The 23,324-nt window shown below is 33.1% G+C and carries 25 protein-coding genes; 14 read left to right on the top strand and 11 right to left on the bottom strand.

Annotated features, from left to right (window positions below; genetic code table 11):
- The first annotated feature begins 11 nt into the window (after window positions 1–11).
- From AC6CH4_RS23215 to AC6CH4_RS23205, 3 genes are read left to right on the top strand one after another with little or no spacing between them, the layout of a single operon-like run.
- The gene (locus tag AC6CH4_RS23215) at window positions 12–452 is read left to right on the top strand and encodes a sterol desaturase family protein (protein WP_498107233.1); all 441 of its coding nucleotides are present in this window, start codon (window positions 12–14) and stop codon (window positions 450–452) included.
- 9 nt (window positions 453–461) lie between these two features.
- Window positions 462–947, top strand: a complete 486-nt coding sequence (locus AC6CH4_RS23210) for an SRPBCC family protein (RefSeq protein ID WP_498107231.1) — start codon at window positions 462–464, stop codon at window positions 945–947.
- A 49-nt stretch (window positions 948–996) separates the two neighbouring features.
- Window positions 997–2,292 (top strand): cryptochrome/photolyase family protein, encoded by a 1,296-nt coding sequence (locus tag AC6CH4_RS23205; protein WP_498107229.1) that lies wholly within the window; start codon window positions 997–999, stop codon window positions 2,290–2,292.
- A 265-nt stretch (window positions 2,293–2,557) separates the two neighbouring features.
- On the opposite strand, the gene AC6CH4_RS23200 is transcribed toward AC6CH4_RS23205, so the two are convergent.
- Window positions 2,558–3,862 carry an ABC1 kinase family protein gene (locus tag AC6CH4_RS23200; RefSeq protein ID WP_498107227.1) on the bottom strand — a complete coding sequence of 435 codons (1,305 nt, stop codon included), beginning with the start codon at window positions 3,860–3,862 and terminating at the stop codon, window positions 2,558–2,560.
- Window positions 3,859–4,521: a TetR family transcriptional regulator C-terminal domain-containing protein gene (locus AC6CH4_RS23195; protein ID WP_498107225.1), complete on the bottom strand. Its 663-nt coding sequence runs from the start codon at window positions 4,519–4,521 to the stop codon at window positions 3,859–3,861. Before AC6CH4_RS23195 ends, AC6CH4_RS23200 begins: the two co-directional genes overlap by 4 nt.
- Before the next feature lie 96 nt (window positions 4,522–4,617).
- Between AC6CH4_RS23195 and AC6CH4_RS23190 the strand changes: the two genes are divergently transcribed.
- Window positions 4,618–5,529: a TIGR01777 family oxidoreductase gene (locus AC6CH4_RS23190; RefSeq protein ID WP_498107223.1), complete on the top strand. Its 912-nt coding sequence runs from the start codon at window positions 4,618–4,620 to the stop codon at window positions 5,527–5,529.
- 2 nt (window positions 5,530–5,531) lie between these two features.
- On the opposite strand, the gene AC6CH4_RS23185 is transcribed toward AC6CH4_RS23190, so the two are convergent.
- From AC6CH4_RS23185 to AC6CH4_RS23170, 4 genes are all read right to left on the bottom strand, one after another.
- Window positions 5,532–6,101 carry a YceI family protein gene (locus AC6CH4_RS23185; protein WP_498107221.1) on the bottom strand — a complete coding sequence of 190 codons (570 nt, stop codon included), beginning with the start codon at window positions 6,099–6,101 and terminating at the stop codon, window positions 5,532–5,534.
- Between the two features lie 234 nt (window positions 6,102–6,335).
- Window positions 6,336–6,728 (bottom strand): VOC family protein, encoded by a 393-nt coding sequence (locus tag AC6CH4_RS23180; protein ID WP_498107219.1) that lies wholly within the window; start codon window positions 6,726–6,728, stop codon window positions 6,336–6,338.
- A 30-nt stretch (window positions 6,729–6,758) separates the two neighbouring features.
- A complete protein-coding gene (locus tag AC6CH4_RS23175; RefSeq protein ID WP_498107217.1) occupies window positions 6,759–7,307 on the bottom strand; it encodes an acyl-CoA thioesterase in 549 nt (182 codons plus the stop codon).
- 33 nt (window positions 7,308–7,340) lie between these two features.
- A complete protein-coding gene (locus tag AC6CH4_RS23170) occupies window positions 7,341–8,714 on the bottom strand; it encodes a DNA recombination protein RmuC (protein ID WP_498107215.1) in 1,374 nt (457 codons plus the stop codon).
- Window positions 8,715–8,896: 182 nt separating this feature from the next.
- On the opposite strand from AC6CH4_RS23170, the gene AC6CH4_RS23165 reads away from it, so the two are divergent.
- The 5 genes from AC6CH4_RS23165 to AC6CH4_RS23145 are packed head-to-tail and all read left to right on the top strand — an operon-like array spanning window position 8,897 to window position 13,337.
- Complete coding sequence (locus AC6CH4_RS23165; RefSeq protein ID WP_498107213.1) at window positions 8,897–9,775, top strand: protease complex subunit PrcB family protein; 879 nt, start codon at window positions 8,897–8,899, stop codon at window positions 9,773–9,775.
- A 7-nt stretch (window positions 9,776–9,782) separates the two neighbouring features.
- Complete coding sequence (locus tag AC6CH4_RS23160) at window positions 9,783–10,181, top strand: hypothetical protein (RefSeq protein WP_498107211.1); 399 nt, start codon at window positions 9,783–9,785, stop codon at window positions 10,179–10,181.
- A gap of 49 nt (window positions 10,182–10,230) precedes the next feature.
- The gene (locus AC6CH4_RS23155) at window positions 10,231–10,785 is read left to right on the top strand and encodes an RNA polymerase sigma factor (protein ID WP_056190680.1); all 555 of its coding nucleotides are present in this window, start codon (window positions 10,231–10,233) and stop codon (window positions 10,783–10,785) included.
- A complete protein-coding gene (locus tag AC6CH4_RS23150; RefSeq protein ID WP_498107209.1) occupies window positions 10,782–12,719 on the top strand; it encodes a hypothetical protein in 1,938 nt (645 codons plus the stop codon). The genes AC6CH4_RS23155 and AC6CH4_RS23150 overlap by 4 nt, the downstream gene beginning before the upstream one ends.
- A gap of 60 nt (window positions 12,720–12,779) precedes the next feature.
- On the top strand, window positions 12,780–13,337 hold the full coding sequence (locus AC6CH4_RS23145; RefSeq protein ID WP_498107207.1) for a MepB family protein: 558 nt from the start codon (window positions 12,780–12,782) through the stop codon (window positions 13,335–13,337).
- 57 nt (window positions 13,338–13,394) lie between these two features.
- Here the strand turns inward: AC6CH4_RS23145 and AC6CH4_RS23140 are convergent, their stop codons facing one another.
- Together AC6CH4_RS23140 and AC6CH4_RS23135 are read right to left on the bottom strand one after the other, a co-directional pair.
- Window positions 13,395–16,829 (bottom strand): choice-of-anchor J domain-containing protein, encoded by a 3,435-nt coding sequence (locus tag AC6CH4_RS23140; protein WP_498107205.1) that lies wholly within the window; start codon window positions 16,827–16,829, stop codon window positions 13,395–13,397.
- Window positions 16,830–17,041: 212 nt separating this feature from the next.
- Complete coding sequence (locus tag AC6CH4_RS23135; protein WP_498107203.1) at window positions 17,042–17,410, bottom strand: hypothetical protein; 369 nt, start codon at window positions 17,408–17,410, stop codon at window positions 17,042–17,044.
- Window positions 17,411–17,616: 206 nt separating this feature from the next.
- Here AC6CH4_RS23135 and AC6CH4_RS23130 point away from each other — a divergent pair, with 206 nt between their 5' ends.
- From AC6CH4_RS23130 to AC6CH4_RS23120, 3 genes are read left to right on the top strand one after another with little or no spacing between them, the layout of a single operon-like run.
- Window positions 17,617–17,826 carry a hypothetical protein gene (locus tag AC6CH4_RS23130; protein ID WP_498107201.1) on the top strand — a complete coding sequence of 70 codons (210 nt, stop codon included), beginning with the start codon at window positions 17,617–17,619 and terminating at the stop codon, window positions 17,824–17,826.
- A 47-nt stretch (window positions 17,827–17,873) separates the two neighbouring features.
- Window positions 17,874–18,458 (top strand): pseudouridine synthase, encoded by a 585-nt coding sequence (locus tag AC6CH4_RS23125; RefSeq protein WP_498107199.1) that lies wholly within the window; start codon window positions 17,874–17,876, stop codon window positions 18,456–18,458.
- Between the two features lie 55 nt (window positions 18,459–18,513).
- Window positions 18,514–18,972: a tRNA (cytidine(34)-2'-O)-methyltransferase gene (locus tag AC6CH4_RS23120; RefSeq protein WP_498107197.1), complete on the top strand. Its 459-nt coding sequence runs from the start codon at window positions 18,514–18,516 to the stop codon at window positions 18,970–18,972.
- A 134-nt stretch (window positions 18,973–19,106) separates the two neighbouring features.
- Here AC6CH4_RS23120 and AC6CH4_RS23115 read toward each other — a convergent pair whose 3' ends face one another.
- The 3 genes from AC6CH4_RS23115 to AC6CH4_RS23105 form a co-directional block, all read right to left on the bottom strand.
- Entirely contained in the window at window positions 19,107–19,883 is a 777-nt protein-coding gene (locus AC6CH4_RS23115) for an ABC transporter ATP-binding protein (protein WP_498107195.1), read from the bottom strand.
- An 89-nt stretch (window positions 19,884–19,972) separates the two neighbouring features.
- Window positions 19,973–21,001, bottom strand: a complete 1,029-nt coding sequence (locus tag AC6CH4_RS23110; RefSeq protein ID WP_498107193.1) for an iron chelate uptake ABC transporter family permease subunit — start codon at window positions 20,999–21,001, stop codon at window positions 19,973–19,975.
- Between the two features lies 1 nt (window position 21,002).
- Window positions 21,003–22,145: an ABC transporter substrate-binding protein gene (locus tag AC6CH4_RS23105; protein ID WP_498107191.1), complete on the bottom strand. Its 1,143-nt coding sequence runs from the start codon at window positions 22,143–22,145 to the stop codon at window positions 21,003–21,005.
- Window positions 22,146–22,318: 173 nt separating this feature from the next.
- Here AC6CH4_RS23105 and AC6CH4_RS23100 point away from each other — a divergent pair, with 173 nt between their 5' ends.
- Both AC6CH4_RS23100 and cobU read left to right on the top strand, forming a co-directional pair.
- Window positions 22,319–22,681, top strand: a complete 363-nt coding sequence (locus tag AC6CH4_RS23100) for a C1orf53 family protein (protein WP_498107189.1) — start codon at window positions 22,319–22,321, stop codon at window positions 22,679–22,681.
- A gap of 113 nt (window positions 22,682–22,794) precedes the next feature.
- Entirely contained in the window at window positions 22,795–23,316 is a 522-nt protein-coding gene (gene cobU / locus AC6CH4_RS23095) for a bifunctional adenosylcobinamide kinase/adenosylcobinamide-phosphate guanylyltransferase (RefSeq protein ID WP_498107187.1), read from the top strand.
- Window positions 23,317–23,324: the final 8 nt, after the last annotated feature.

The raw sequence follows: 23,324 nt of genomic DNA, 5'->3' as shown, positions 1-23,324 counted from the left end.
CAAATACAAAAATGATTTCTTTCTTAATCTTTTTAGGTGTTTTTCTCTTTATGGAATGCGTTACCTGGCTTACGCACAAATACGTGATGCACGGATTAATGTGGTACTTTCATGCAGATCATCACCAACCCAAATACGATCATACTTTTGAACGCAATGATATTTTCTTTGTCATTTTTGCCGTTCCGAGTATTATTCTTTTTTATTTTGGCGTTCAGGGCGGATTCAATTATTTGTTTTTCATTGCCTGTGGTGTAACTTTATATGGCGTGTGTTATTTTTTAATTCATGATGTATTGATTCATCAGCGTTTTAAATGGTTTAAAAACACCAAAAACAAGTACCTCATCGGCTTAAGAAAAGCGCATAAAATTCACCATAAACATTTAGGAAAAGAAGAAGGAGAATGTTTCGGAATGTTATTTGTTCCTTTTAAATATTATAAAATGTAAATTGATTTTATGAAAGTATACAAAATAGAAACCGTTCAACATGTCAATGCCAGTGTCGAAGAATGTTGGGATTTTTTTTCAAGCCCCAAAAATCTTCAAACCATAACACTTGATAATATGAGTTTTGAAATCCAAGATTTTGATGGTAAACGAATGTATCCCGGGCAAATTATTACGTATACTTTAAAACCTCTTTTAGGCATCAAAATTAATTGGGTTACGATCATTACTGTTTGCAAAGAAAATCGATATTTCATAGACGAACAGCGTTTTGGTCCCTACGCCTTATGGCACCATAAACATTTTTTTGAACCAACAGAAGATGGAACAAAAATGACTGACATCGTACATTACGCCCTACCGTTAGGGTATTTAGGCCGACTAATGAATAGTCTTGTTGTAAGAAGCAAACTAAAAACGATTTTCAATTACCGTCACAATAAAATTGAAGAACTATTCAACTCAAAAGTATTAGTTGAAAATAAAACCGATTAATAATTTAAATACATAGAAACAAAAAATATTTCTTCAGTAAAGATTAAAAATGGCAAAACAAAAAGTTACCTTTTTCTGGTTTAGGCGTGATTTGCGTTTAGAAGACAATACCGGATTATTTCATGCCTTACAATCAGACTTTCCCGTCATTCCATTATTTATTTTTGATGATGATATTCTGGAAAATCTCCCTAAAAATGATGCGAGGGTAAGTTTTATTTATGATTCGCTTCAAAAAATAAACGAACAGCTTCATACAATTGATTCTTCGATTTTAATCAAAAAAGGAAATACTATAGAAGTCTGGAAATCACTTTTAGACGAATATAATATTCAGCAAGTTTTCTTCAATAAAGACTATGAGCCTTTTGCTATTAAACGTGATTTAACTATTTCTTCCTTATTAAAAGAAAACAATATCAAATCCCTTTCATTCAAAGACCACGTGATTTTTGAAGAAAAAGAAATTACAAAAGCAGATGGGCTTCCCTATACCATTTACACACCGTACAAAAATAAATGGCTCGAGAAATATCATCTTTCCGGACAAGCTTCTGAATATGATGCAAAACCTCTATTAGAAAATTTTGCTAAAAATCAATTTAATTTTCCGGAATTAAATGAAATTGGTTTTGAAAGAAGTGCAATAAAAGTGCTTCCTCACAATTTAACACAGATCGCCAATTACAAAGAGACCCGGGATTTTCCTGCTTTAGACAGTACTTCTTATCTTTCACCTCATTTACGTTTTGGAACTGTTAGTATCCGCAAATTAGTGAATTGGGCAAATCGAAAAAATCAAACTTTTTTGAGTGAATTAATCTGGAGAGAGTTTTTTATTCAGATCTTATTTAGTTTTCCGAATGTAGTGAATCACAATTTCAAATCGGCTTACGATGGCATTCAATGGCGTAATAACGAAGACGATTTTAAACGCTGGTGTTCCGGAACGACAGGGTATCCAATTGTCGATGCCGGAATGCGACAACTTAATGAAACCGGCTATATGCATAATCGTGTTCGTATGATTGTAGCGAGTTTTTTATGCAAACATTTACTCATAAACTGGCAATGGGGCGAAGCTTATTTTGCAGAAAAATTATTAGATTTTGAATTGGCATCCAACGTTGGAAACTGGCAATGGGCCGCCGGAACAGGTTGTGATGCTGCACCCTATTTCAGGGTTTTTAATCCAGAAATTCAACAAAAGAAATTTGACGAAAAAGGAATTTACATTCGAAAATGGATTCCTGAATTTGATTTGGGATATAATGAACCAATGATTGATCATGCTTTTGCTAGAGATAGAGCTATTGCAACTTATAAAGCAGGAATTTTGAAATAAGTTTCTTTTGTTTCAAGTTTCAGGTTTAACCGCAAAGCTCGCAAAGGGTTTACGCAAAGGCCGCAAAGTTGTATTCGCAAAGCTTTGCGAACTTAATACAGACAATTGTAAACACATGGCTCAAAAATCTTCGCGAACTTTGCGTTAAATTAACCGCAAAGTTCACAATGATTCTACGCAAGGTTCGCAAAGTGATTATGAACAATCGCCATCCTGTACAAACCACGCTGAAACTTGAAACCTGAAACAAAAAAACTTTTTTTTTTTAATATTTCTTAAAATTCTCAACAACAATCTTTGCTTTCAAATCAAACATTAAATTGTACAAACCAAAGAAAGTACGGTTCATATAAATAAAGTGCTTAGAACCGCGATTTCCGTTCATTTTTTTGAGATTGGTATCGTTTGAGAAACGTTCTCCTAATTTAGCAATGCTTTCGAAAAAAGTTTCATCGGAAAAATCGAAAGTTTCGTTTTGGAATGGTTTTGTGAAAAGCGACAACAAATCATGAAACATATCCGTAAAATATTCAATTTCTGAAGGTGAATCATCCGGGCGAAGAATTTCTAATTCAAATAATTTCTGATTGAAAAGCTTTTGATCAGTGATTACATTTTTGTTGATTAGCTCGAAATAAGGCTCGTAAAACTCATTCGGAATTTGTTTCATACAACCAAAATCCAATGCAATTAATTGATTCTGATCGTTCACCAAAAAATTTCCCGGATGCGGATCTGCATGCACTTTTCGCAAAACATGAATCTGATACATATAAAAATCCCAAAGCGCCTGACCAATTTTATCTTCTACTTCCTGATCTGTATTTTTAGCCGTAAACTCAGAAAGATGAATTCCGGTCATCCAGTCCATCGTTATGATTTTCTCTGACGAAAACTCAGGATAATAATTCGGGAAAATTATATTTTCGATTTTACTGCAGGCAGCAACAACTTCCTGACTTTGTTGTAATTCTAATAAATAATTGGTTTCTTCAATCAGTTTGTCTTCAACTTCCTTAAAATATTTATCAGAATCTTTTCCCTGTAAATTAAACATTCTGATTGCGATGGGTTTTACCAAGGCCAAATCTGATGAAATACTATTTGCAACGCCAGGATATTGAATTTTAACCGCTAATTTTTTATCATTTTTCTTTGCCAAATGCACCTGACCAATACTTGCTGCATTTACAGAATTGGCATTGAATTCATCAAAGATTTCATAAGGTGTTTTCCCGAAATTCGTTTTAAACGTTTTTAAAACCAACGGCGCTGAAAGTGGCGGAACAGAAAATTGCGATAACGAGAATTTCTCGACATATGCCTGAGGCAAAAAGTTTTTGTCCATGCTTAACATCTGAGCGACTTTTAGTGCGCTTCCTTTTAAGCTTTTTAATCCGTCATAAATATCTTCAGCATTATTTTCGTTTAATTTATCTCTGGTTAAATCTGGATTGACCATTTTTTCGGCGTAATGTTTAACATAATTTACACCTATTTTAGCTCCGGTTTGCACCAATTTTCCCGCTCTTTCTATTTTTGATGTTGGTATATAATCGATTGTTTTCATTGTTTGGTGTATATTTTTTCTTTGAATAGAAATTTTCCAAAATCTATCAAATGATTTAATGGTGCAACATTCATTAATTCAAATGAAGCATTAACTGATTTTTCGATAAAAATATCTGTTTTCTCAAAAGCAGCAGATTCATCGTCCATCCAGAATTTTATTGTCATCATCAATTGCAACCACGCTGATTCCTGAATTCCTTTTTCCTGGAATTTTTGAAATTTCTCCTGTTCCAGTCTGTAATCATCCGTCAGGATTTCAGCAACATATCCTTTAAACGATTCACGAAGAGAAGTCAGTTGCACTAAATTTTTTAATGGATTTCTGTCAAGTTTCAGCGATTGTAAAACGTAACTTCTATTGGCTGTCAAAACCTCGAAGAAAGTGAAATAAAAACTCAACATTTTATTCTTCATATCATATTCCTGATAATCTGAATTTTTATGAAGTACATCAATTGTATTGACAAAAAAGAGCCTGAAAATCTCTTTTTCCAAACCTTCAAGCGTTCCAAAAAAAGTATAAAATTCCGCTTCTGTAAAATCATTTTCTTTTGCAAAATGATAAACTGATTTTGGTTTTTGTCCTTTTTCTAAAACTTCATTCATGTACATTGAAACGATATCTTCTTTGCTGATTATCTTCTTTTTAGTCGCCATTTCATTTAAATTTAGAATTTGCCCTAAAGGTAAGCAATGTTTAAGTACCTTTACTTATCGTTAAACAAGATGCACTGTTAAATATATTATAATATAATGGCTAAGAATGTTTTACTCACAGGAGGAACTGGATTTATTGGTAAACATCTTACGGATGTACTTATCGACGGTGGTTTTTCGGTGTCTATTTTAAGCCGTTCTCCAAGAAAGAATACGCCATCAATTACTTATTATAAATGGAATCTAAAAGATAATTTTATTGACAAAGAAGCTATACTAAATGCGGATTATATTATTCATTTAGCTGGAGAAGGAATTGTAGAAAAACGCTGGACAAAAAGACGCAAAAAAGCAATTTTGGAAAGCCGTATCAAACCTATCGAACTTATCTTCTCTATTTTAAAAGAAAACAATAAAAATTTAGATGCTTTTGTTTCAGCCTCTGCAGTTGGAATTTATGGTGCCATTACAAGTCAGGAAATTTGTACCGAAAACACATCTGCGGCAAATGACTTTTTAGGAACAACCTGCCAAAAATGGGAAGCTGCCGCCGATCAAATTACTGCACTAGGAATAAAGACAGTTAAAATAAGGACAGGAATTGTTCTGGGAAAAGACGAAGGATTTCTTAAAAAGATAACACCAGGTTTTAAAGCCGGCTTTGGTGCCATTTTAGGTTCCGGAAAACAATATATACCCTGGATTCATGTAGAAGATTTATCCCAGATTTATTTAAAAGCAATAGTAGACACTGAAATGCAGGGTGCATACAATGCCACTATTACAGACAATACAACAAATGCAACTCTTTCAAGAGTTCTGGCGCAGCTGTACGGATATACGATTTGGCTTCCAAATATACCGGCGTTTCTAATCAAACTAGGATTAGGTGAAATGAGCATTGCTGTTCTGGAGGGGCAAAGAGTTTCTTCTGAAAAAATACAAAAAACAGGTTTTGAATTTCAATATACAGATATTGAGGCAACGCTCTCCACTAGCTTGACGTAATTTTATTTTAAAGTAACAAGAAATGCATCTTCATTTCGTATCACTCCAATCAAATCAGTATTAGCCGTTTGTGAAATTTTTTCGGCTATTCTATTAGGGATTTGAATATTAAAATCAGAAAATGCAATTGGAAAATCAGAATGAATCTGGATTCCTTCATTTACTTTTTTCAAAAAAGCTTTCACTTCAATTTCTTTCGATTTCCCGCGAACGGTCAATTTACCCTTTATAGTATATTCTTTTTCAATTTCATTGATATCTTTCAAATCAAACTTGGCAATTTTACCTTTAAAAACCGCTTTAGGATAGCGATTACTTTCCATATAATTGTCGTTAAAATGTTCTTGCATCAATTCTAGTTTAAAACGAAAATCTTTAACAATAACAGTACAGATGAAAACGCTTGTTTTAGGTTCCAAAACAATCGCAACAGATCTATTTACAGCTTTTATTTCCTCAAATAACGGCACAGAAGCCTCAAAATTTACAGTTCCGGTATTGGTTGTGAATTTTTCCTGAGCAAATAAGGAAAATGCTGAAAAAAGCAAGATTAATAATGTAGTTCTTTTCATAATCGTCAGCAATTAAACAATTATGTCATTCGGTTTTTTTTAGTGGGATTAACTAAAAAAGGAACCAGATTTTATAAAAATCGAATGGCAATACTCCGTGAAAATATAGTAACTTATCTATACACTTAAAGTTACGAAATTTCTGGGCTATTAGTTGCTGAATTATGCTAAATATTTGTGAAAAGTTTTTTTGTTGTGAAATGTGAAATATTAGTTGTCAAATGTCTTTTTTAACTATTTCACTTCAGTACAAATCTCCACTAAAAATCCGTCTAAATCCCTAACATAGGCAACAACTTGTCCCCATGGTTTTTGTGTTGGTTCTTTTACCAGGACCGCTCCAAAAGAAGTGGCTTTTTGTACTAACTCCGGAACATCGTCTGTAATAAAACCAATTTCAATTGCAAAAGGTTTATTTTCTAAGTTACTTTCAACAAAACCATCTTTTAGGTTCTGAGCAGCCAGACTTTTTGATGCAAACGAAAGTGTAGTTTCCCCCGTGATTAATTCACCATAATCATTGCCTGGTGCGATGAATTTTCTTGAAAAACCAAATACATTCTCATAAAATACAATTGACTCTTCTACATTTTCTACATATAAAATTGTATATCCAAACTTTACCATTTTGATTTGATTTAAATTAAACTTCTACTTTTAACTAATTTCTAAAAGTACATTATATTTATCTAAACTTGCCAAATCTTCAATCGAATTTACTTTTGCAATTTTTTCATGTTCCTGAAATTCTTTTTTAGCTTCATTATGTTTAACTGCTTTTCTAAAACGGCGAACCTCTTCTAAATTAGATAAAATAAGTCCCGGAACCTGAACACTATTACCCTCTTTATCTTTAGCCACCATTGTAAAATACGAAGAGTTACAATGTTTAACAGCTCCTGTCTGAATATTTTCTGCTTCAACACGAATACCGACAACCATTGAACTTCTTCCCACATAATTAACTGAGGCTTTCATGGTAACCAATTCTCCAACCTCAATTGGTTTTAAAAAATTCACTGTATCAACGGATGCTGTCACACAATAATTCCCGGAAAATTTTGAGGCTGAAGCAAAAGCAATCTGATCCAGTAATTGTAAAATATATCCTCCGTGAATTTTTCCGCTGAAATTGGTGTGAGATGGCAACATTAATTCGGAAATACTTATTTTCGATGAAGAAACGGGTTTGAAATCTGTAGTCATATAAATTGTGGTATTATTAAGTAGGCAAATGTTTTAGTTGAGTAGTTGAGTATCATCTGTATTTGAAGCTCTGGCGATAATATTTTCCGGAAGCGACTTTTTAGCCTTTGCTCCCATTTTCTTTAATTTTTCGACACTCGAAATTAAGTTTCCTTTTCCTTCTACCAATTTATTCATGGCGCTGTCGTACTCATTCTTAGTGTCTTTTATTTTGTTTCCAATTCTAACTAAATCGGCTACAAAACCTTCAAATTTATCGTATAAAGCTCCTGCTTGTCTGGCAATTTCAAAAGCATTTTCCTGTTGTTTTTGGTTGGCCCACATGCTATCGATTGTTCTTAAAGTCGCCAGTAAAGTACTTGGTGTCACAATTACAATATTTCGATCAAATGCTTTATTGTATAAGGCCGAGTCTTCATTTAATGCAATCGCAAAAGCTGGTTCTATTGGAATAAAAAGCAAAACAAAATCAGGACTTTCGATTTGATATAAATCATGATAATTTTTATTTCCGAGTTGTTCTACGTGTCTTTTAATAGAATTGACGTGCTCTTTCAGATAATCAATTTTCAGGATTTCAGATTCTTCGTTGATCCATTTTTCGTAGGCTACCAAAGAAACTTTAGAATCGACAATCATTTTTTTGCCGTCGGGTAAATTGATTACAACATCAGGAAAAACACGCGTTCCTTCACTGTTTGTAAAACTTTGTTGTACTTCGTATTCGCGTCCTTTTTCTAAACCTGATTTTTCTAAAACACGTTCTAATACCAATTCGCCCCAATTACCCTGCATTTTACTGTCACCTTTTAATGCTTTGGTCAGGTTTAACGTTTCTTTGCTCATTTGGGCGTTCATTTCACTTAATCCCACAATCTGCTGGCGTAAAGCCGCGTGATAATCGATGCTTTCTTTGTGTGTTTGTTCTACTTTTTGCTCAAATCCATGAATTTTATCCTGCAATGGCAACAAGATATTTTTCATGTTCTCGCTGTTCTGTTCCGTAAACTTGGCCGACTTTTCTTCAAGGATTTTATTTGCTAAATTTTCAAATTCTTTGGTGAATTTTTCCTGAAGTTCTGTAATCTCCGCTTTTTGTTCTTTATGTCGTTCCCATAAATTTTCAAAATCTACTTCTTTTTTAGAAAGCTGGATAGCCAGACTATCTTTTTCAGTTCTGATGCTTTCTTTTTCTACATTATTTAATTGTAGTGCTTTCTCAAAATTTCTTTTTTCATTTTCAAATTGCTCTTTCTGCAATTGGAATTGATTGATATTGGCATTTAATCTTTCCTCTAAACTCACCTTCTCTGATTGAAATTTAGCCGAAAATAGTATTCTTCCTAAGTAAATCCCCAGAAATAAAGCCACAACAAAAGCCAATAAAAACGGAAGAAAATCAAACATAACTAAGTTCTTTTTTACGTAAAAGTACGCAATAATACGTAGTACTTAATTTTTAAAATTAAAATTTCACGAATTATTACCGATCTCAAATTAAATAAACATTCTTATAAAAAAAATATTTCTGCACGCAACCATTTTCAATAAAACACATCTACTAAATATAACCTATTAAAATATTACCAATGAAAAAATTAATGTTAAGCTTGTTTATAGCTTTTGGAATTAGTGCCTGCTCTCTTAGTAATGATGACATGAATAATGTAGATTGTGGAACAAACACAGAAGTAGCTTTTACAGGATTTCCACTTTTATGCAATTACGCTGTCAAAAGTTTACCTACTAATCCTGCTGCCATCGTAGTAAACTCAACTGAAAAAATGGAGTACTACTTTACCAAACACGAAAACACTTGTACTGTTGCAAGTGATCCTAATATCGATTTTACTCAAAAATTCTTAGTGGGAATTTTTGGAGGAGCAAAACCTACAAGTGGTTATGCTATAAAAATTACGAGTATTGTAGAAAATAATTGTCAGATTGTAATTAACTTTTACGAAAAAAGCCCGCAAAATGGCGAAACTTTATCATCTGCACCAACTTATCCGTCAGATTTTATTTTGATTCCTAAAACTGTAAAACCTATTATTTTTAACAGAACAACAGAGAGCTCTGACAACATCGTAATTGGAAGTTTTAATAGTAAATGTACAGGTGCAGATTGTCAAAAATTCTTTCAGCTAAACAATTACAATATTCAGAAATTTCAAAATGTAGTAGCAGGTAATTATGATTTTAGCCAATATACATATAGTACTACTACAAAAAGAGACGAGTACACTACCTTTTCGAAAAGCATACCAACTGAAATTTTAAACTTAAAAGGGCAAACTAAAACATACGGAACGCCAGACTCAGCTGATCAGGGCGGAATCTATTTTGAGTTTACTCAGGGAGCTGTTGTTACCAAAATTTATATCGACAACGCCGACACAGCAGATCAGAGTACAGAGGTTAAACTTTTCAAAAAAGCTATTCAGGATAAAATCACAAGTTTAAAATAATCAGATTATGAAAAAACATTTTTTATTTTTTATTGTATTTGGTCTTTTCACCGCAGCGTATTCACTAGAGACAAAAAGTTTTTTTGCGGGTTCTATTATAAACACCTGGATTTGGGAAAAATCAATGGGAGGATCAAGTAATCCTTACGTAGCGACTCCAAAGACCAGCGGTTTCAACAAGAAAATTATTTTTACTCCGGAAGGGAGAGTGATCACGTATAAAAATGATGTAGAAATTAGAAACAGTGCCTACCAAATAGAAAAAGGTATTGGATTTTTTGACCATTCAGAGCATGACCTGATTACCTTTGAAGGCAAAACCTATATCATAGAAAATGTTGATAATCAAAACTTAACAATCGTTAGTAATAACCAGGATGCTACTCGTAGTATTTATAAAAGATAGTTTTTTACGTTTATTAAAACTATTTTTGCAAAACCAAATTTAACCATTTTTGAAAGACGATTTAGAAAAATATATCAGGCAATGCATGCAAAATGACAGAGGAGGACAACTGAAAATATATCAGTTGTTCTCTCCTGTATTGTATGGAATTTGTCTAAAATATATGAAAAATGAAGACGATGCAAAGGATGTTTTCCAGGAAGCATTTGTCATTGTTTTTCAAAAAATCGGCCAGTACAAATTTGAAGGAAGCTTTGAAGGCTGGTTAAAACGTATTTTCATAAATAAGCTTATCGAAACTTTAAACAAGAAGAAAAAAGAAAGTTTCTTTTTGGATGTTTTTGATCCTGATACCGATTTTACTGAAGAGGAAGAATTAGATACAATTCCGATAGAGCAGGAAAAATTACTGGAATATATTCGGGATTTACCGGATCAATACCGGACTGTCTTTAACTTATATGTTTTTGAAAAAATGAAACACAAAGACATAGCAGAGTTACTAAAAATTTCAGAAGGAACATCAAAATCAAATTTAAACAGAGCGAAGGGCATTTTGCAGAAAAGGATTTTGAGCTTAAAAAAAAATTTTAAAATAGCATGAAAAAGCAGAATATAGAAGATATTTTTTCATCAATGGAAAACTTTTCAAGTGTTCCGCCCCCTGAATTGTGGGCAAACATTGAGGAAAAACTTGACAAACCAAAAAAGAAAAAAAGAGCTATTCTTTGGTGGTCAGCAGCGGCATGCCTGTTATTAGGCTTGTTATTGCCTTCTGTTTTATATTTTAGCTCAAACAACGGAATCAAAACTATAAATAATGGGACCGGAGAAAACAATAGCATTGTTATCGATGAGCACAAAAAAAATGGTAACGATACAAAAACAATACCTACAGAAAGAAATATCGAAAATAAATCCGGAATTGTAGAAAGTTCTTTTGAAGAAAGCTCGAAAAACAGCTCTGGTAATTCTGAAGAAAATCAAAGAACAGAAACTTCAGTAGCCCATACTGATTCTAAAAATAAAAGTAATCCTGGTCCTTCAGATGTAAATCTAAATTCAGAAAAAAGAAATACAAATCAAACTGTAGCTGAACAAACAGCTGTTTCAGAAAAAGAAAATCAATTCAATTCACTTTCGAAAAATAAAAATTTAAACTCTGAGAAAAGAAACGGAAATCAGGCTGTAGCCGAGAAAACTTTTACAAACGGAAATCAAAATCAGTTCAATTCTTTTTCGAAGAATCAAAACATAAACCCTGAAAAAAGAAATGGAAATCAGGCTGTAGCCGAAAAAACGTTTACTACCGGAAATCAAAATCAGTTCAATTCTTTTTCAAAAAATCAAAACATAAACACTGAGAAAAGAAATGAAAATCAGGCTGTAGCCGAAAAAACGTTTACTACCGGAAATAAAAATCAATTCAATTCTTTTTCAAAAAATCAAAACTTAAATACTGATAAAAGGAATGGAAATCAGGCTGTAGCCGAGAAAACGTTTAAGACCACAAAACAGAGTCAATTTAATTCTTTTTCAAAGGATCAGGTGCCAGGTTCTATTTTTGAAAATCAATTGAATTCAAATCCTGCAGCTATTGCTTTAGGAAATTCAAATTCAGTTTTCAACAATAAACAAAAAGCAATAATTGGCAACAATAAAGAAGTCACAACAACTATTAAAACAGAAAAAGCTATTGCCGATAATGCTCCCAAAAGCAATTCTAAATTCAGCAATGTTTTGAGTAAACAAGATTCTGTTCAGTTGGCAGAACTTCAAAATTTAGAAAAAGGTATAACTCCTGAAGAGAAAAAAGGAAGAGAAAAAGATCCTAAAACCTCATCAAAAGCTGAAAAATGGGCTCTTGAAGTTTTTGCAGGAATTGCCAATTCTGAAAATTATAAAAATGACAAAACTTTAGGCAACGTAAACGACTCGAAACAAAGTAATACTTACGGTGTTAAAACTAAATATAAAATCAATAAAAAATGGGCAGTTGGTTCTGGTTTCAAAATCAATGAATTAGGTCAGAGTGTAGCTAATGTCTCTTATATAAAAACTGCCGACAATGCTTTTTTAACTACTGGTGATTATTTTATGAAAAACCCAACGGTTCCTCAAATTGCAAGTAATGATAGTTATGTATTAGTTTCAAACAGCACTAAAAATGCCGTGAGCAGTACAAATGTACAAAGCGGAAATTTAGACCAGAGTTTACGCTATGTTGAGATGCCTTTAGAGGTTTCATATGCTATTTTTTCTAAAAACAAAGCTTCTATTAGTCTGAATACAGGTGGTTTTGTTGGTAAATTAATATCTAATAATGTTGCCATAGATGGAAATTCATTAGGTAAAAATTTAAATGCAAATGATTTTGTATACGGCTCAACATTAAGTAGTACAGTGCAATACCGGGTTTACAAGAAAACAAATGTTTTTGTTGAACCTGCAATGAATTATTATGTAAATCCATTAAACAGTCAATCATTTAATCAATTTCAATGGGGATTAAATTTTGGGCTAAATGTTTCATTTTAAATAAAAAAGCAATATATTTAACACCCAAAAACCTACGTAACCCCTAAACCTACTATAATTTTGAAAACAAGCTTAAAAGCGAGTCTTCTCAAAATGATCGTAAAAAACCATTGGACAAATCACAAATCTATCCCCAAAGATTTGCTTTTAGCCAAAGAACTGGTTTATGATTGTTTTGATTTTGACTGTTCGCAACCGCAGCAGGAAAGCGAAAGCATTGATTACAGTGCTTATCGTTTCTATCTCAATGAGAAATTTATTTGCTACAGAGAAGCCAAAATTACCCCAACAAAAACGGGCCAATTTGTTACTTTGTGGAAACGAAGCAGATTGGGAACAATTGAACCTTTTGATTCAACAGATTTAATCGATTTTGTTTTTGTCAGCGTTCGAAAAGATGATTTCTTTGGGCAGTTCATTTTTCCTAAACATGTGTTACTCGAAAAAGGAATCTTTTCGACAGCAACCGGCGAAGGAAAAAGAGCTATAAGAGTTTACCCGCCATGGGATGAAACAAACAACAAACAAGCTAAAAAAACTCAAAATTGGCAATTGAAATATTTCTTTGAAATAACTCCTGATCCAGATTTTGATACTTTTAGAGAATTAGTTAATTAGTATAAAAAATGGCTGTCTATTACTGGACAGCCATTTTTATTTTAAATGTATTTCTGTTTATTTTTTTATGATTTTATTGCTATAAATAACCTTATTGTTTTCACTTAAGGTATAAACATAAATTCCGGATCTAAGATTACCTAATTGAATTACAGCATCTTTTTTTTCCCCGGTCCCTTTTATTTCAATTGGATTTCCAATTAAATGTCCTGAAATATCATAAAGTCGTAATTTTAAAATTTTATCTTCTTTCGTTTTTACTGTCACATTTACAACATCAGTCGCCGGATTAGGATAGGCTTGTACAAAATATCCATAATTTGTTCCGAAATCAATTGTAGACAAAACATCTTTTTTCAATTCAAAACGCGCAATTACAGGACCATGATCTGAAGTTGTATTGGTATAGTTGGTAATATCATTACGCGGATCATAAACAGCAATAGAATTCGGGATATATTGATCTGTCAATTCATTAGAAATAACAATATGATCTAAAAATCCATTTGAACTCAAAAAACTATAGGCACCAGCCCTGCTAATCTCTAAAGTAAGTGTATTGTAACGATTTATATCTTCAACTATTTTTTGATATGACGAAGGATTCCCTGCAATAACAGATGCTTTGACATCATCGTTAAAATCTCCCAAAATCATAAAATTAGCATTTGGTAACTCAACATCCAAACTATCTTTCAACAATTCAGCATCGTATTTACGCATATTGTATCTGGAAATATCTGATCCGCTATTAGCACGTGCATGAAGATCAATCAGATTGATCTCTTTTTTAATTCCACCAATATTGGTTTCTATTTTAACTAAGTAAGGCAAACGTCCGGATGAGAAAAAACTAGAACTTGTGTTAACAGTTGAAGTCGTTCCAGGATAATTTGGTAACGTTTTTGTTCCTGCGCGTATATCGTCATACAAATCCTTAAACATAACACGTGTGCTTTTTACTGTAGTTGTTTGAGTATTATAAAGAACAACTAATTTTTGCGGAGGGAAATTTGGATCAGGATCATTAAACGAATACGACCATGATGTTGAAATTGATTTATCAAATGTTTTTCCGTTGATATTAATTTTCTGAATCAAAATATCTAAAGACGGATCGTCTGAAACTTCCTGAACAACATAAACATCGGCATTTAATTTGTTCATTACTTTAGCAACATTTTCAATTTGCAAAGCATCATCCGTTGGACCGAATTCAACATTATCTGTACCTTTTACATCAGTACCAAAAAACTCCAGATTGTAGGTTACAATATCAAAAGTATCTGCTTTTAGCAACGAAGATCCTGTTAAAGATCCTATTTGTTTATTTAAACCTGTTCCAGAAACCGTTAAAGTGCCAAATATAGTCAATGTTCTTATAGAAGGTGTAAATCGAACATAAACTGTTTTTCCTGCCATTGCATCAGCTGAAGTTATCAAAACATCTGACTGAAATGAAGTATTATCCAAAGACAATTGGTAATCTGTCGGAGCTTTTAATGTAATGTCATTGTAACCTTCTGCCTTGAAAACAAAAGACTGACTTGCTGATATTGTATTAATACTAACCTCTCCAAAATCTAAAATAGGATTTGCTGCAACAAAACCTGCTTCATTGGTTATGGCAACATCGTCTAATGACCATTCTGCTGCATTATTTGCTCCTCCGGCTGTAGTTATATAAACCCAGGCTACATAAGTTTGATTCGTTTTATAGGGTCCTAAATTTATGTATTGCGATTGTTTATAAGTGCCGGTAATAGTCGGAAAATCTCCTGGTATTTCTGTCCACGTTGCCGTTTCAGGATTGCTTTTACCATCATAATTAACAGAAACCATTAATTTCAAATCTGAACCAACATAAAACTTGCGTGAGTAAAAAGATAATAATGGAATTTGGGTAAAATTATCCAAACGCAATCTAGGCGAAATCAACCAATCTTTACTTGGACCATTATCCGAATAACCGTTCATCAGTACGGCGCCGGTTCCTGAATTAACGTTTCGTGTTATTGTAGTACTGGTCCAGGTATTTATGGTCCCAGCTACGTTATATTGTGTCCAGCCACTATTGGTTAAAACGGCCGGATCATTAAAACCTTGTAAATATGGATTAATTCCTGTTCCTGAAAGTGTAACTATTTTGCTTGTCGCACCCGTTGATTCGTGTGTTATTTGTCCTAAAAAACTACCTGTCCCTGTTGGTGTAAAACGAACATAAACAGTTTGAGCAGCATTTGAAGCAAAATCAGCTATGGTGTATGTTAAAGAAGTTGTAAACGAAGTATTATCTTTAGAAATAGTAAAATTTCCTGTAGCATTCACTGTTACATTGGCTGAAAGATTTGCCGCCTGAATTTGATAGCTTGCACTTTCTGAATTAAAGCCTGCTTCTGAAAATCCTAAATCAAGAGAAGCAATAGTTGTTGTTATAGAAGCAACTATTGTGGCTGTAGTTGTGGCATCAACTTTAACCACATTTGTTTGTATGTTACCATATGGATCTTCTGAAATAGAAAAAACAGAATAAGCGGTACTAATTGAAAGTCCGGTAAAACTTTTTAGATATACTTGGGTTGGATCTGTAATATCAAAAAAACCTGATTGCAAAGCCAGAGCGTTATTTGCATCCTGACCTGCTTTTATTTGTACTATACTTGGAGTCGCACTTCCACCCGGCAGTAAAACATAGTAAGTTTTTCCGATTTCATCTAATTTATTGAAAAAATCAAAACTGTTTGATAAAATATTTTCTGCTTTTGGATAACCAGCAATGCTTACCGGAGCAACGATATCACTTTTTATATCTATATTATCAATTGCAAATGAAGGTCTGGAACCTGACCCTGAAACTTGCCTTGAAATCCATCTTATCTGAACTATAGGTTGATTATCACATTCTGCAGGCAATGTAATTTTAAATTTCTTTTCATTTTGAGGGGTTGTAACTGCTGTTATTTGTTTTACGTTATTATTTGTATACGCAGTTGATAATAATGAAATAAAAGGGGCAGTTGTACCTACTCTATATTGCAAAACTATCTCATTTACACGTGTATTGGTTGTAGTTGGCGGAATATCATATGGATTACGGATTGTCATCGCATCATATTGAACCTGAATAGCTTTTTGATTTGTAGCATCAAAAGCAAATCCAATCGACAAATCAAGTCCACTTGTATTCAAAAATCCAATTTTACCATCATAATTATAAATATTACCAGTACCGACAGAAGCCGTACCATTTATGGTTAGAGGCATGTCTACACCTACAGCAGCACTTGTATTAAAAGTTGAACCTGGAGATGTACTTGCTGCCCAGCCCTGAAATCCTTTTGGATAAACGGAAGGAGTTGTTGCTAATCCGTCAAAATTTTGTGAATAAGGGAGTGCTTGTTTTTCTGGAAACGTTTGAGCAAAGACAGAGAACGAGCAATAAAAAAAACTTAAAAAAGCCATTAAACGGCGTATTGAGTAAATGTTTTTCATAGATTAAGAAATAGAGTTTTAGAAACCAAATTTAGAACCTTTAAAGTTAAGAGAATATTGTCAAAACATAAAATAATTGTAAGATTTTTAAATCATGTGTAATAAATAAAAACTTATTTATTGGTAAGACCAGACAAAAAAAGCTGCCTGAAATTCAGGCAGCTTTTCATTTTTTTATCAAATTCATACATTAGCTTAATAAACGAAGAAAATCACTCATCTAATTTCATATTCCCTCTGTCCTCATGACTTTCCGGATTTGAATTAGGATAACGATTTGGGGTAACATCTGAATTTCGATCTTTATTTTCAACTGTTTTTTTTACTTCTTCTTCGGTCGAGACCCCGCGATTTGCATTTGGATTATCTGGATTGATTGTTTTTGAAGTTTCTTCAATTCTTTCATTTACATTTCTCGCTCGGTCTACAATTTCTTTATTTCCTTCTATATCGGCTACAATTTCTTTTTTCAATTCTGATTTATGTAATTCAGTATCGTGAGAAACATTTTTGCCTTTTGATTCGTCTATATTTTTTTGTGCCCCATTTATTTTTTTTGAGCCTAGATTATTATTTTCCATGGTGTTTTGTTTTTCATTACTACATAATATTACGAATTTTAGATTTGAAAACTAAGTCATTTAACATAGCTTTTGGATTCTAAAAAATCATTTTCTAGATTGCATAAATTTTGCAACCTTATAATTATCAAAATAATAGTAAATTAGTATGGCAAATTATTTAATTACAAACAGCTTTTTAAAGCAACAATAAAAATCAAAAAACCATGAACTTTTTTAAAGCAAAAACAAGTTGGTCAAATGCTGAATTTATCATAATAAAACTTTGCATCGCTTCAACCTATATTTTAATTGAAAGTTATTTTCATGACTTTTTCAAGGATTATTATGTTCCATTATTAATCTTATTTGGAATCACCGTTATTTGGTTTGTGGCATTATGGTTGAAGAAAATGAAAACAGAACCTAAGGATTAATTGGAAATACTCCTGAAACAAAACTATCTTTGCATTAAAATTACAATATGCATCAACATTTCATTCTTTTTAAACCTTATGGCTACCTCAGCCAATTTATTTATGAACTAAAAAGAAAGAAAAAACTTTTGGGTGAATTATATGATTTCCCCGAAGGAACAATGGCTATTGGCCGTTTAGACGAAGATTCTGAAGGATTGCTTTTGCTAACCACCGATGGAAAAGTAAGCGAACAAATAAGAAGCAAAAAAGTCGATAAAGAATATTACGTTCAGGTTGATGGCGTCATAACTCCTGAAGCAATAGAACAATTACAAAAAGGAGTAGAAATTGGTTTTGATGGCGGAAAGTATAAAACCAAACCTTGTAAAGCTTTTATTGTGACTGAAATTCCAGATTTTGGAACAAGAGCCAAAAAAATTCGGGACGAGCGCCACGGACCAACTTCATGGGCTTCTATAACACTAAATGAAGGCAAGTTTCGCCAGGTTCGCAAAATGACTGCAGCCGTTGGTTTTCCGACTTTAAGATTAGTTCGCGTTCGCATAGGAAATGTATATTTGCAAAACTTAAAAGCTGGAGATGTTCTGGAAGTTTCAGATTTTAAATTAGAAAATGTGTCAATTAGATAATTTGATAATTATTTGGAAACTCATAATTCATAACTCATAATTCATAACTCAAAAAATGCTAAACGTTGTTCTTGTAGAACCTGAAATACCAAATAATACTGGAAATATTGGACGCTTATGTGTAGGTACAGAAAGCCGACTGCATTTAATTCATCCGTTCGGATTTGTGATTAATGATAAAAACCTGAAACGTTCTGGTTTGGATTACTGGGTGCATCTTGACGTGACCGAATATCAAAATATAGAAGAATGGATTCAGCAGATTCCAGATCAGTCGCGTGTTTTCTTAATGAGTTCGCATGCTGAGAAATCGTATTTAGAAACTGATTTTCAGGATGGAGACTGGTTGGTTTTCGGAAAAGAAAGTGTTGGTTTAAGCAAGGAAGTTTTAGCTCGTTTTGAGAATCATTTAAAGATTCCGATGTCGAAGTTAATCCGTAGTTTTAATATTGCGAATTCTGTGGCTTTTGTGGTGGGTGAAGCTAAGAGACAGATTGGATTGAAGAAAATTTAAGCGTTTAACAGATTTCAAAAATTCTTATGAAAGACGGTGCCCTAGCCCTGATGGGAGCGGGATCCTTTTTTGGCGGGGTTCGCCACAAAAGATAGAGCGGACAGCAGGATTAGCTCCTGAAAACAACTATACTTCTAAGTAATCACAAACTTCCCTTTTTCAGAGTCAAAAATAATATGTTCGTCTTTAAACAAAGTCGCAAAACTTCCTTTTGAAATTAAATTACAAGGCTCATCCTGAACAACAAATTCCGGCGTCATGATAATCATTTCATTACTTAACTGAATCGCCAAATCGATATCATGCGTTGAGAATAAAATACATTTTTGAGTTTCCTGTGTTAGTTTTTTAAGCAATTTGAAAAGTGAAACTTTATGTAATAAATCTAAATGCGTTGTCGGTTCGTCAAGAATAATTAATGGTGTGTCTTGTGCCAAAGCACGAGCAATTAAAACTTTCTGCAATTGTCCGTCGCTAATTTCAAAATGTCTTTTTTGTGCTAAATGTTCAATTTGCGTTAATGCCATTGCTTCCTGAACTTTTTCTACATCTGTTTGGGATAAAGTTCCAATCCAATTCGTATAAGGCTGTCTTCCCAAAGCTACTAATTCAAAAACAGAAAGGTTGCTGGGCGGCAATTTTTCGGTTAAAACCAAACTTAAATTCTGCGCCAAATCCAGAGGATTATAGATATTTATATTTTTATCATTCAGAAGTACTTTTCCTGATAATGGTTGTTGAATTCCGGTAATGGTTCTTAATAAGGTTGATTTCCCAATTCCGTTTGCACCAATTAAGGAAACGAGTTTTCCTGAATGTAAACTCAAATTTAAATTCTCAGCAATAGTCACAGTTGCTTTCTTGGACTTGTAACCAATGGTTAAATCTAATGTGTTTAATATGGTTTTCATTTCTTTAAAGTTGCGAAGGTGCTAAGTTTTTTTTATAAAATAATCTGCGAAAATCTGTTTAATCAGTATAATCCGTGGCCAAATATTATCTATTGAAAATTTCTTTTTCTTATCAATAACCAAATCACAACCGGAGCACCAATTATAGACGTAATTGCATTTATTGGAAGCGTAACATCAAAGCCCGGCATTTGAGAAACTATATCACAGAATAATACAATAATAGCTCCAAAAAGCAATGTACTCCAAAACAAAATCATATGGTTACTGGTTTGAAAAGTCAGTTTTGCGATATGCGGAACAGCAAGGCCAATAAACGCAATCGGACCTGCAAAAGCAGTGATGCTTCCGGCTAAAATACTGGTTGCAAAAATAATGATCAAGCGGGCTTTATTGAAATTCAATCCCATGCTCTTTGCATAATTTTCGCCCAAAAGCAAAGCATTTAAAGGCTTAATACTAGCCGCGCTTAAAACTAAACCAAAAAATACACTGCCTGCCAAAACTATAATTGATTTCCAGGAAAGATTGCCAAGATTCCCTAATGACCAAAAAGTGAATTTCTGAAGCTGTTCAGCTGTACTAAAATAAGTTAAAACACTAACTATTGCCGTGGTAAAACTTCCAAACATCAATCCGACAATTAAAATTGCCATTGTATCCCGTAACCGTTGTGAAACTACTAAAACTAATAATAAAACAAGTGTACTTCCTAAGGTTGAAGCCAAAACAATTCCGTATGATGATAATGCAATAGTTCTCAAAAAAGAAGGCAAAAATCCAGCACCCAGAATTACAAAGGCCACACCCAAACTTGCACCTGAACTTAATCCTAAAACATACGGCCCTGCAAGCGGATTTCTGAATAAAGTCTGCATCAACAAACCGCTTATTGAAAGTCCGGTTCCGACTAAAATTGCTGTAATCGCTTTTGGCAAACGGTAATTGATAATGATATATTCCCAGGTCGATTTGCTAGCGTGACTTCCTGTTAAGCTTGTATAAACATCTCTAAATGGAATATTAACAGAACCCAAACTAATACTCGCAAAAAACATCAGAAGAAGCCCTAAACCCAGAACGATAAATAAAATGGTATTTCGTTTTTTGTTTGCCAATTTAATTCAGTTTAGATGCAAAAGTAAACTCATAACTCGGCAGTAAATCCGGATGAAAAATCTTGATATAATCTTTTAAAACCAAATCTGGTCGGCTTGGCGATAATTCATAATAAATAGTTCCGCCAGTTGCTCCAAACTTACTTTCTAAAGTATAGATTGATTTATTCTTAAAAGCGTCAAACTCAATGTAATGCGGATTTGCTTTTTGTAGTTCGTCTAAAGTCAGAAAAGATCCGGAAGCAATCCAAACGTTTGCTGTTTTTGCTTTGTCTAATACTTTTTCGAATGATAAACCCTGACTTCCGGTTCCTTTTAAATCGGCCCATAAATAATTAGACTGTGCATCTTTCATAAATTGCGCCACCCAGCTGTTTCCTTTCGCCACATACCAAACATCCTCATACATAGAACCATATAAAACTGTCGTCGTCGCAGGTTTATCAGCGACTAATTTCTTAGCCTGATTGTAGCTTGTTACAATTTTATCAAACAATTCTTTGGCTTTCTCTTCTTTGCCAAATAAAGCTCCGTAGAGTTTAATCCATTCTGCTTTTCCAAGTGGAGATTGTTCCATCCAGTCGGCCTGAATCATTACATTTAAACCACTTTTTGTCAAATTATCCAACATCGGATTGTTGTTGTCAACACCAAAAGTTACAATTAAATCGGGTGACAATTCTATTAGTTGTTCAATATTTAATTTTTCATTTTGTCCAACGTTTTTCACAGAACCTTTATCAATTAATATTCTGGTTTTTTCAGATGAGATATAATCGGTATGCGGAAAACCAACTAGTTTATCTTCTACATCCAGCATTTCAAGATAGGGAATATTAGTAGTTGATGTCACCACAACAGATTCTAAAGGAACTTTTATCGTAGTATAATTTTGTAAACTATCCGGAACTTTAGCTTCTTTTTCTTTTAAAATATAAATAAAATTTTTATTTGCATTTGGCCACGGATTCGTCACGGTTACTATTGAAAACCCTTCGTGTTTTACGATAGAAAGTCCAGAAGCATATTCAATACTATTTTTAGCAATTGGAGATTTTGCAACTTCAGCAGTTTCATTTTTTTTACATCCGATTAGAAGAAAAAAAGATAGAATAAAAATGGATTTAGGTAATAAATTTTTCATATACTGGTTATACTATTTTGGAATATGAAATCGTTAATATGCAATATCGGCACAGATTTTGAATATCACAATTTCATTATTTAAATTTTCGATAGCGACAAAGGTAAGGCAATTTCTATTTTTTTTGTTTACCTTTATTCTTACAAATTTCAACAAAATTATCTTTTATATTTATGAATGCCACAAAAACCAAAGTTTGCTCAAGTTGTGAATCTACTTTTAGCTGCGGAGATATTTCTGTTGAAAACAAATGCTGGTGTAATGATTTCCCTCCAATTTTTAATCTTTCTGAAGGAGGCGATTGTCTTTGTCAGACTTGCTTTAAAGAAGCCTGCGTAGATAAAATTGATGCTTATGTCGAGACTATGACTCCAAAAAAAGCACTACAAAATAAAGCACTATCTTTACCAAAAACTGCAAAACTTATTGAGGATATCGATTATTATTTCGAAGATGGCAATACTGTTTTTACCAGTTGGTTCCATTTGAAACGTGGAAGCTGTTGCGGGAATGATTGTCGTCATTGCCCGTATTAAATAATTATGAGTTATAAATTATGAATTTTGAGTCCCTTACTTATTCAAAAATCTGATTTAAATCCCAATTAAACTCATAACTTATAATTCAAAACTCATAACTCAAGAACAAAATGATTTACTTAATTACCGGAGGCGAACGATCAGGGAAAAGCAGTTATGCTCAAAATTTAGCACTGAAACTTTCAGATACACCAATGTACGTGGCAACGGCCAGAAAATGGGATGACGATTTCCAAAACAGAATCGACCGGCATCAGTCGGAACGCGACGGGCGATGGACCAATATTGAGAAAGAAAAGTATTTAAGTGAAATTGATTTTTCAGGAAAAGTAGCTTTGATTGATTGTGTAACGCTTTGGCTGACAAACTTTTTTATTGATCATAAATATGATGTAACTTTGAGTTTGGAAGAAGCAAAAAAAGAATTTATGGCGATAGCAAATCAGGAAAACACGACACTGATTATTGTAACCAACGAAATTGGAATGGGTGTTCATGCCGAAACTCATATCGGCAGAAAATTCACAGAATTACAAGGCTGGATGAATCAGTTTTTGGCCTCAAATGCAGATGAAGTTGTGTTGATGGTTTCCGGGATTCCAGTAAAAATTAAACCCTCACAATTTCAATAGCAAAAATC

Source organism: Flavobacterium sp. GQ95 (genome assembly GCF_059758655.1).
Note: the sequence above shows the minus strand (reverse complement) of the source record. Positions and strands in the feature narration are given on the sequence as shown.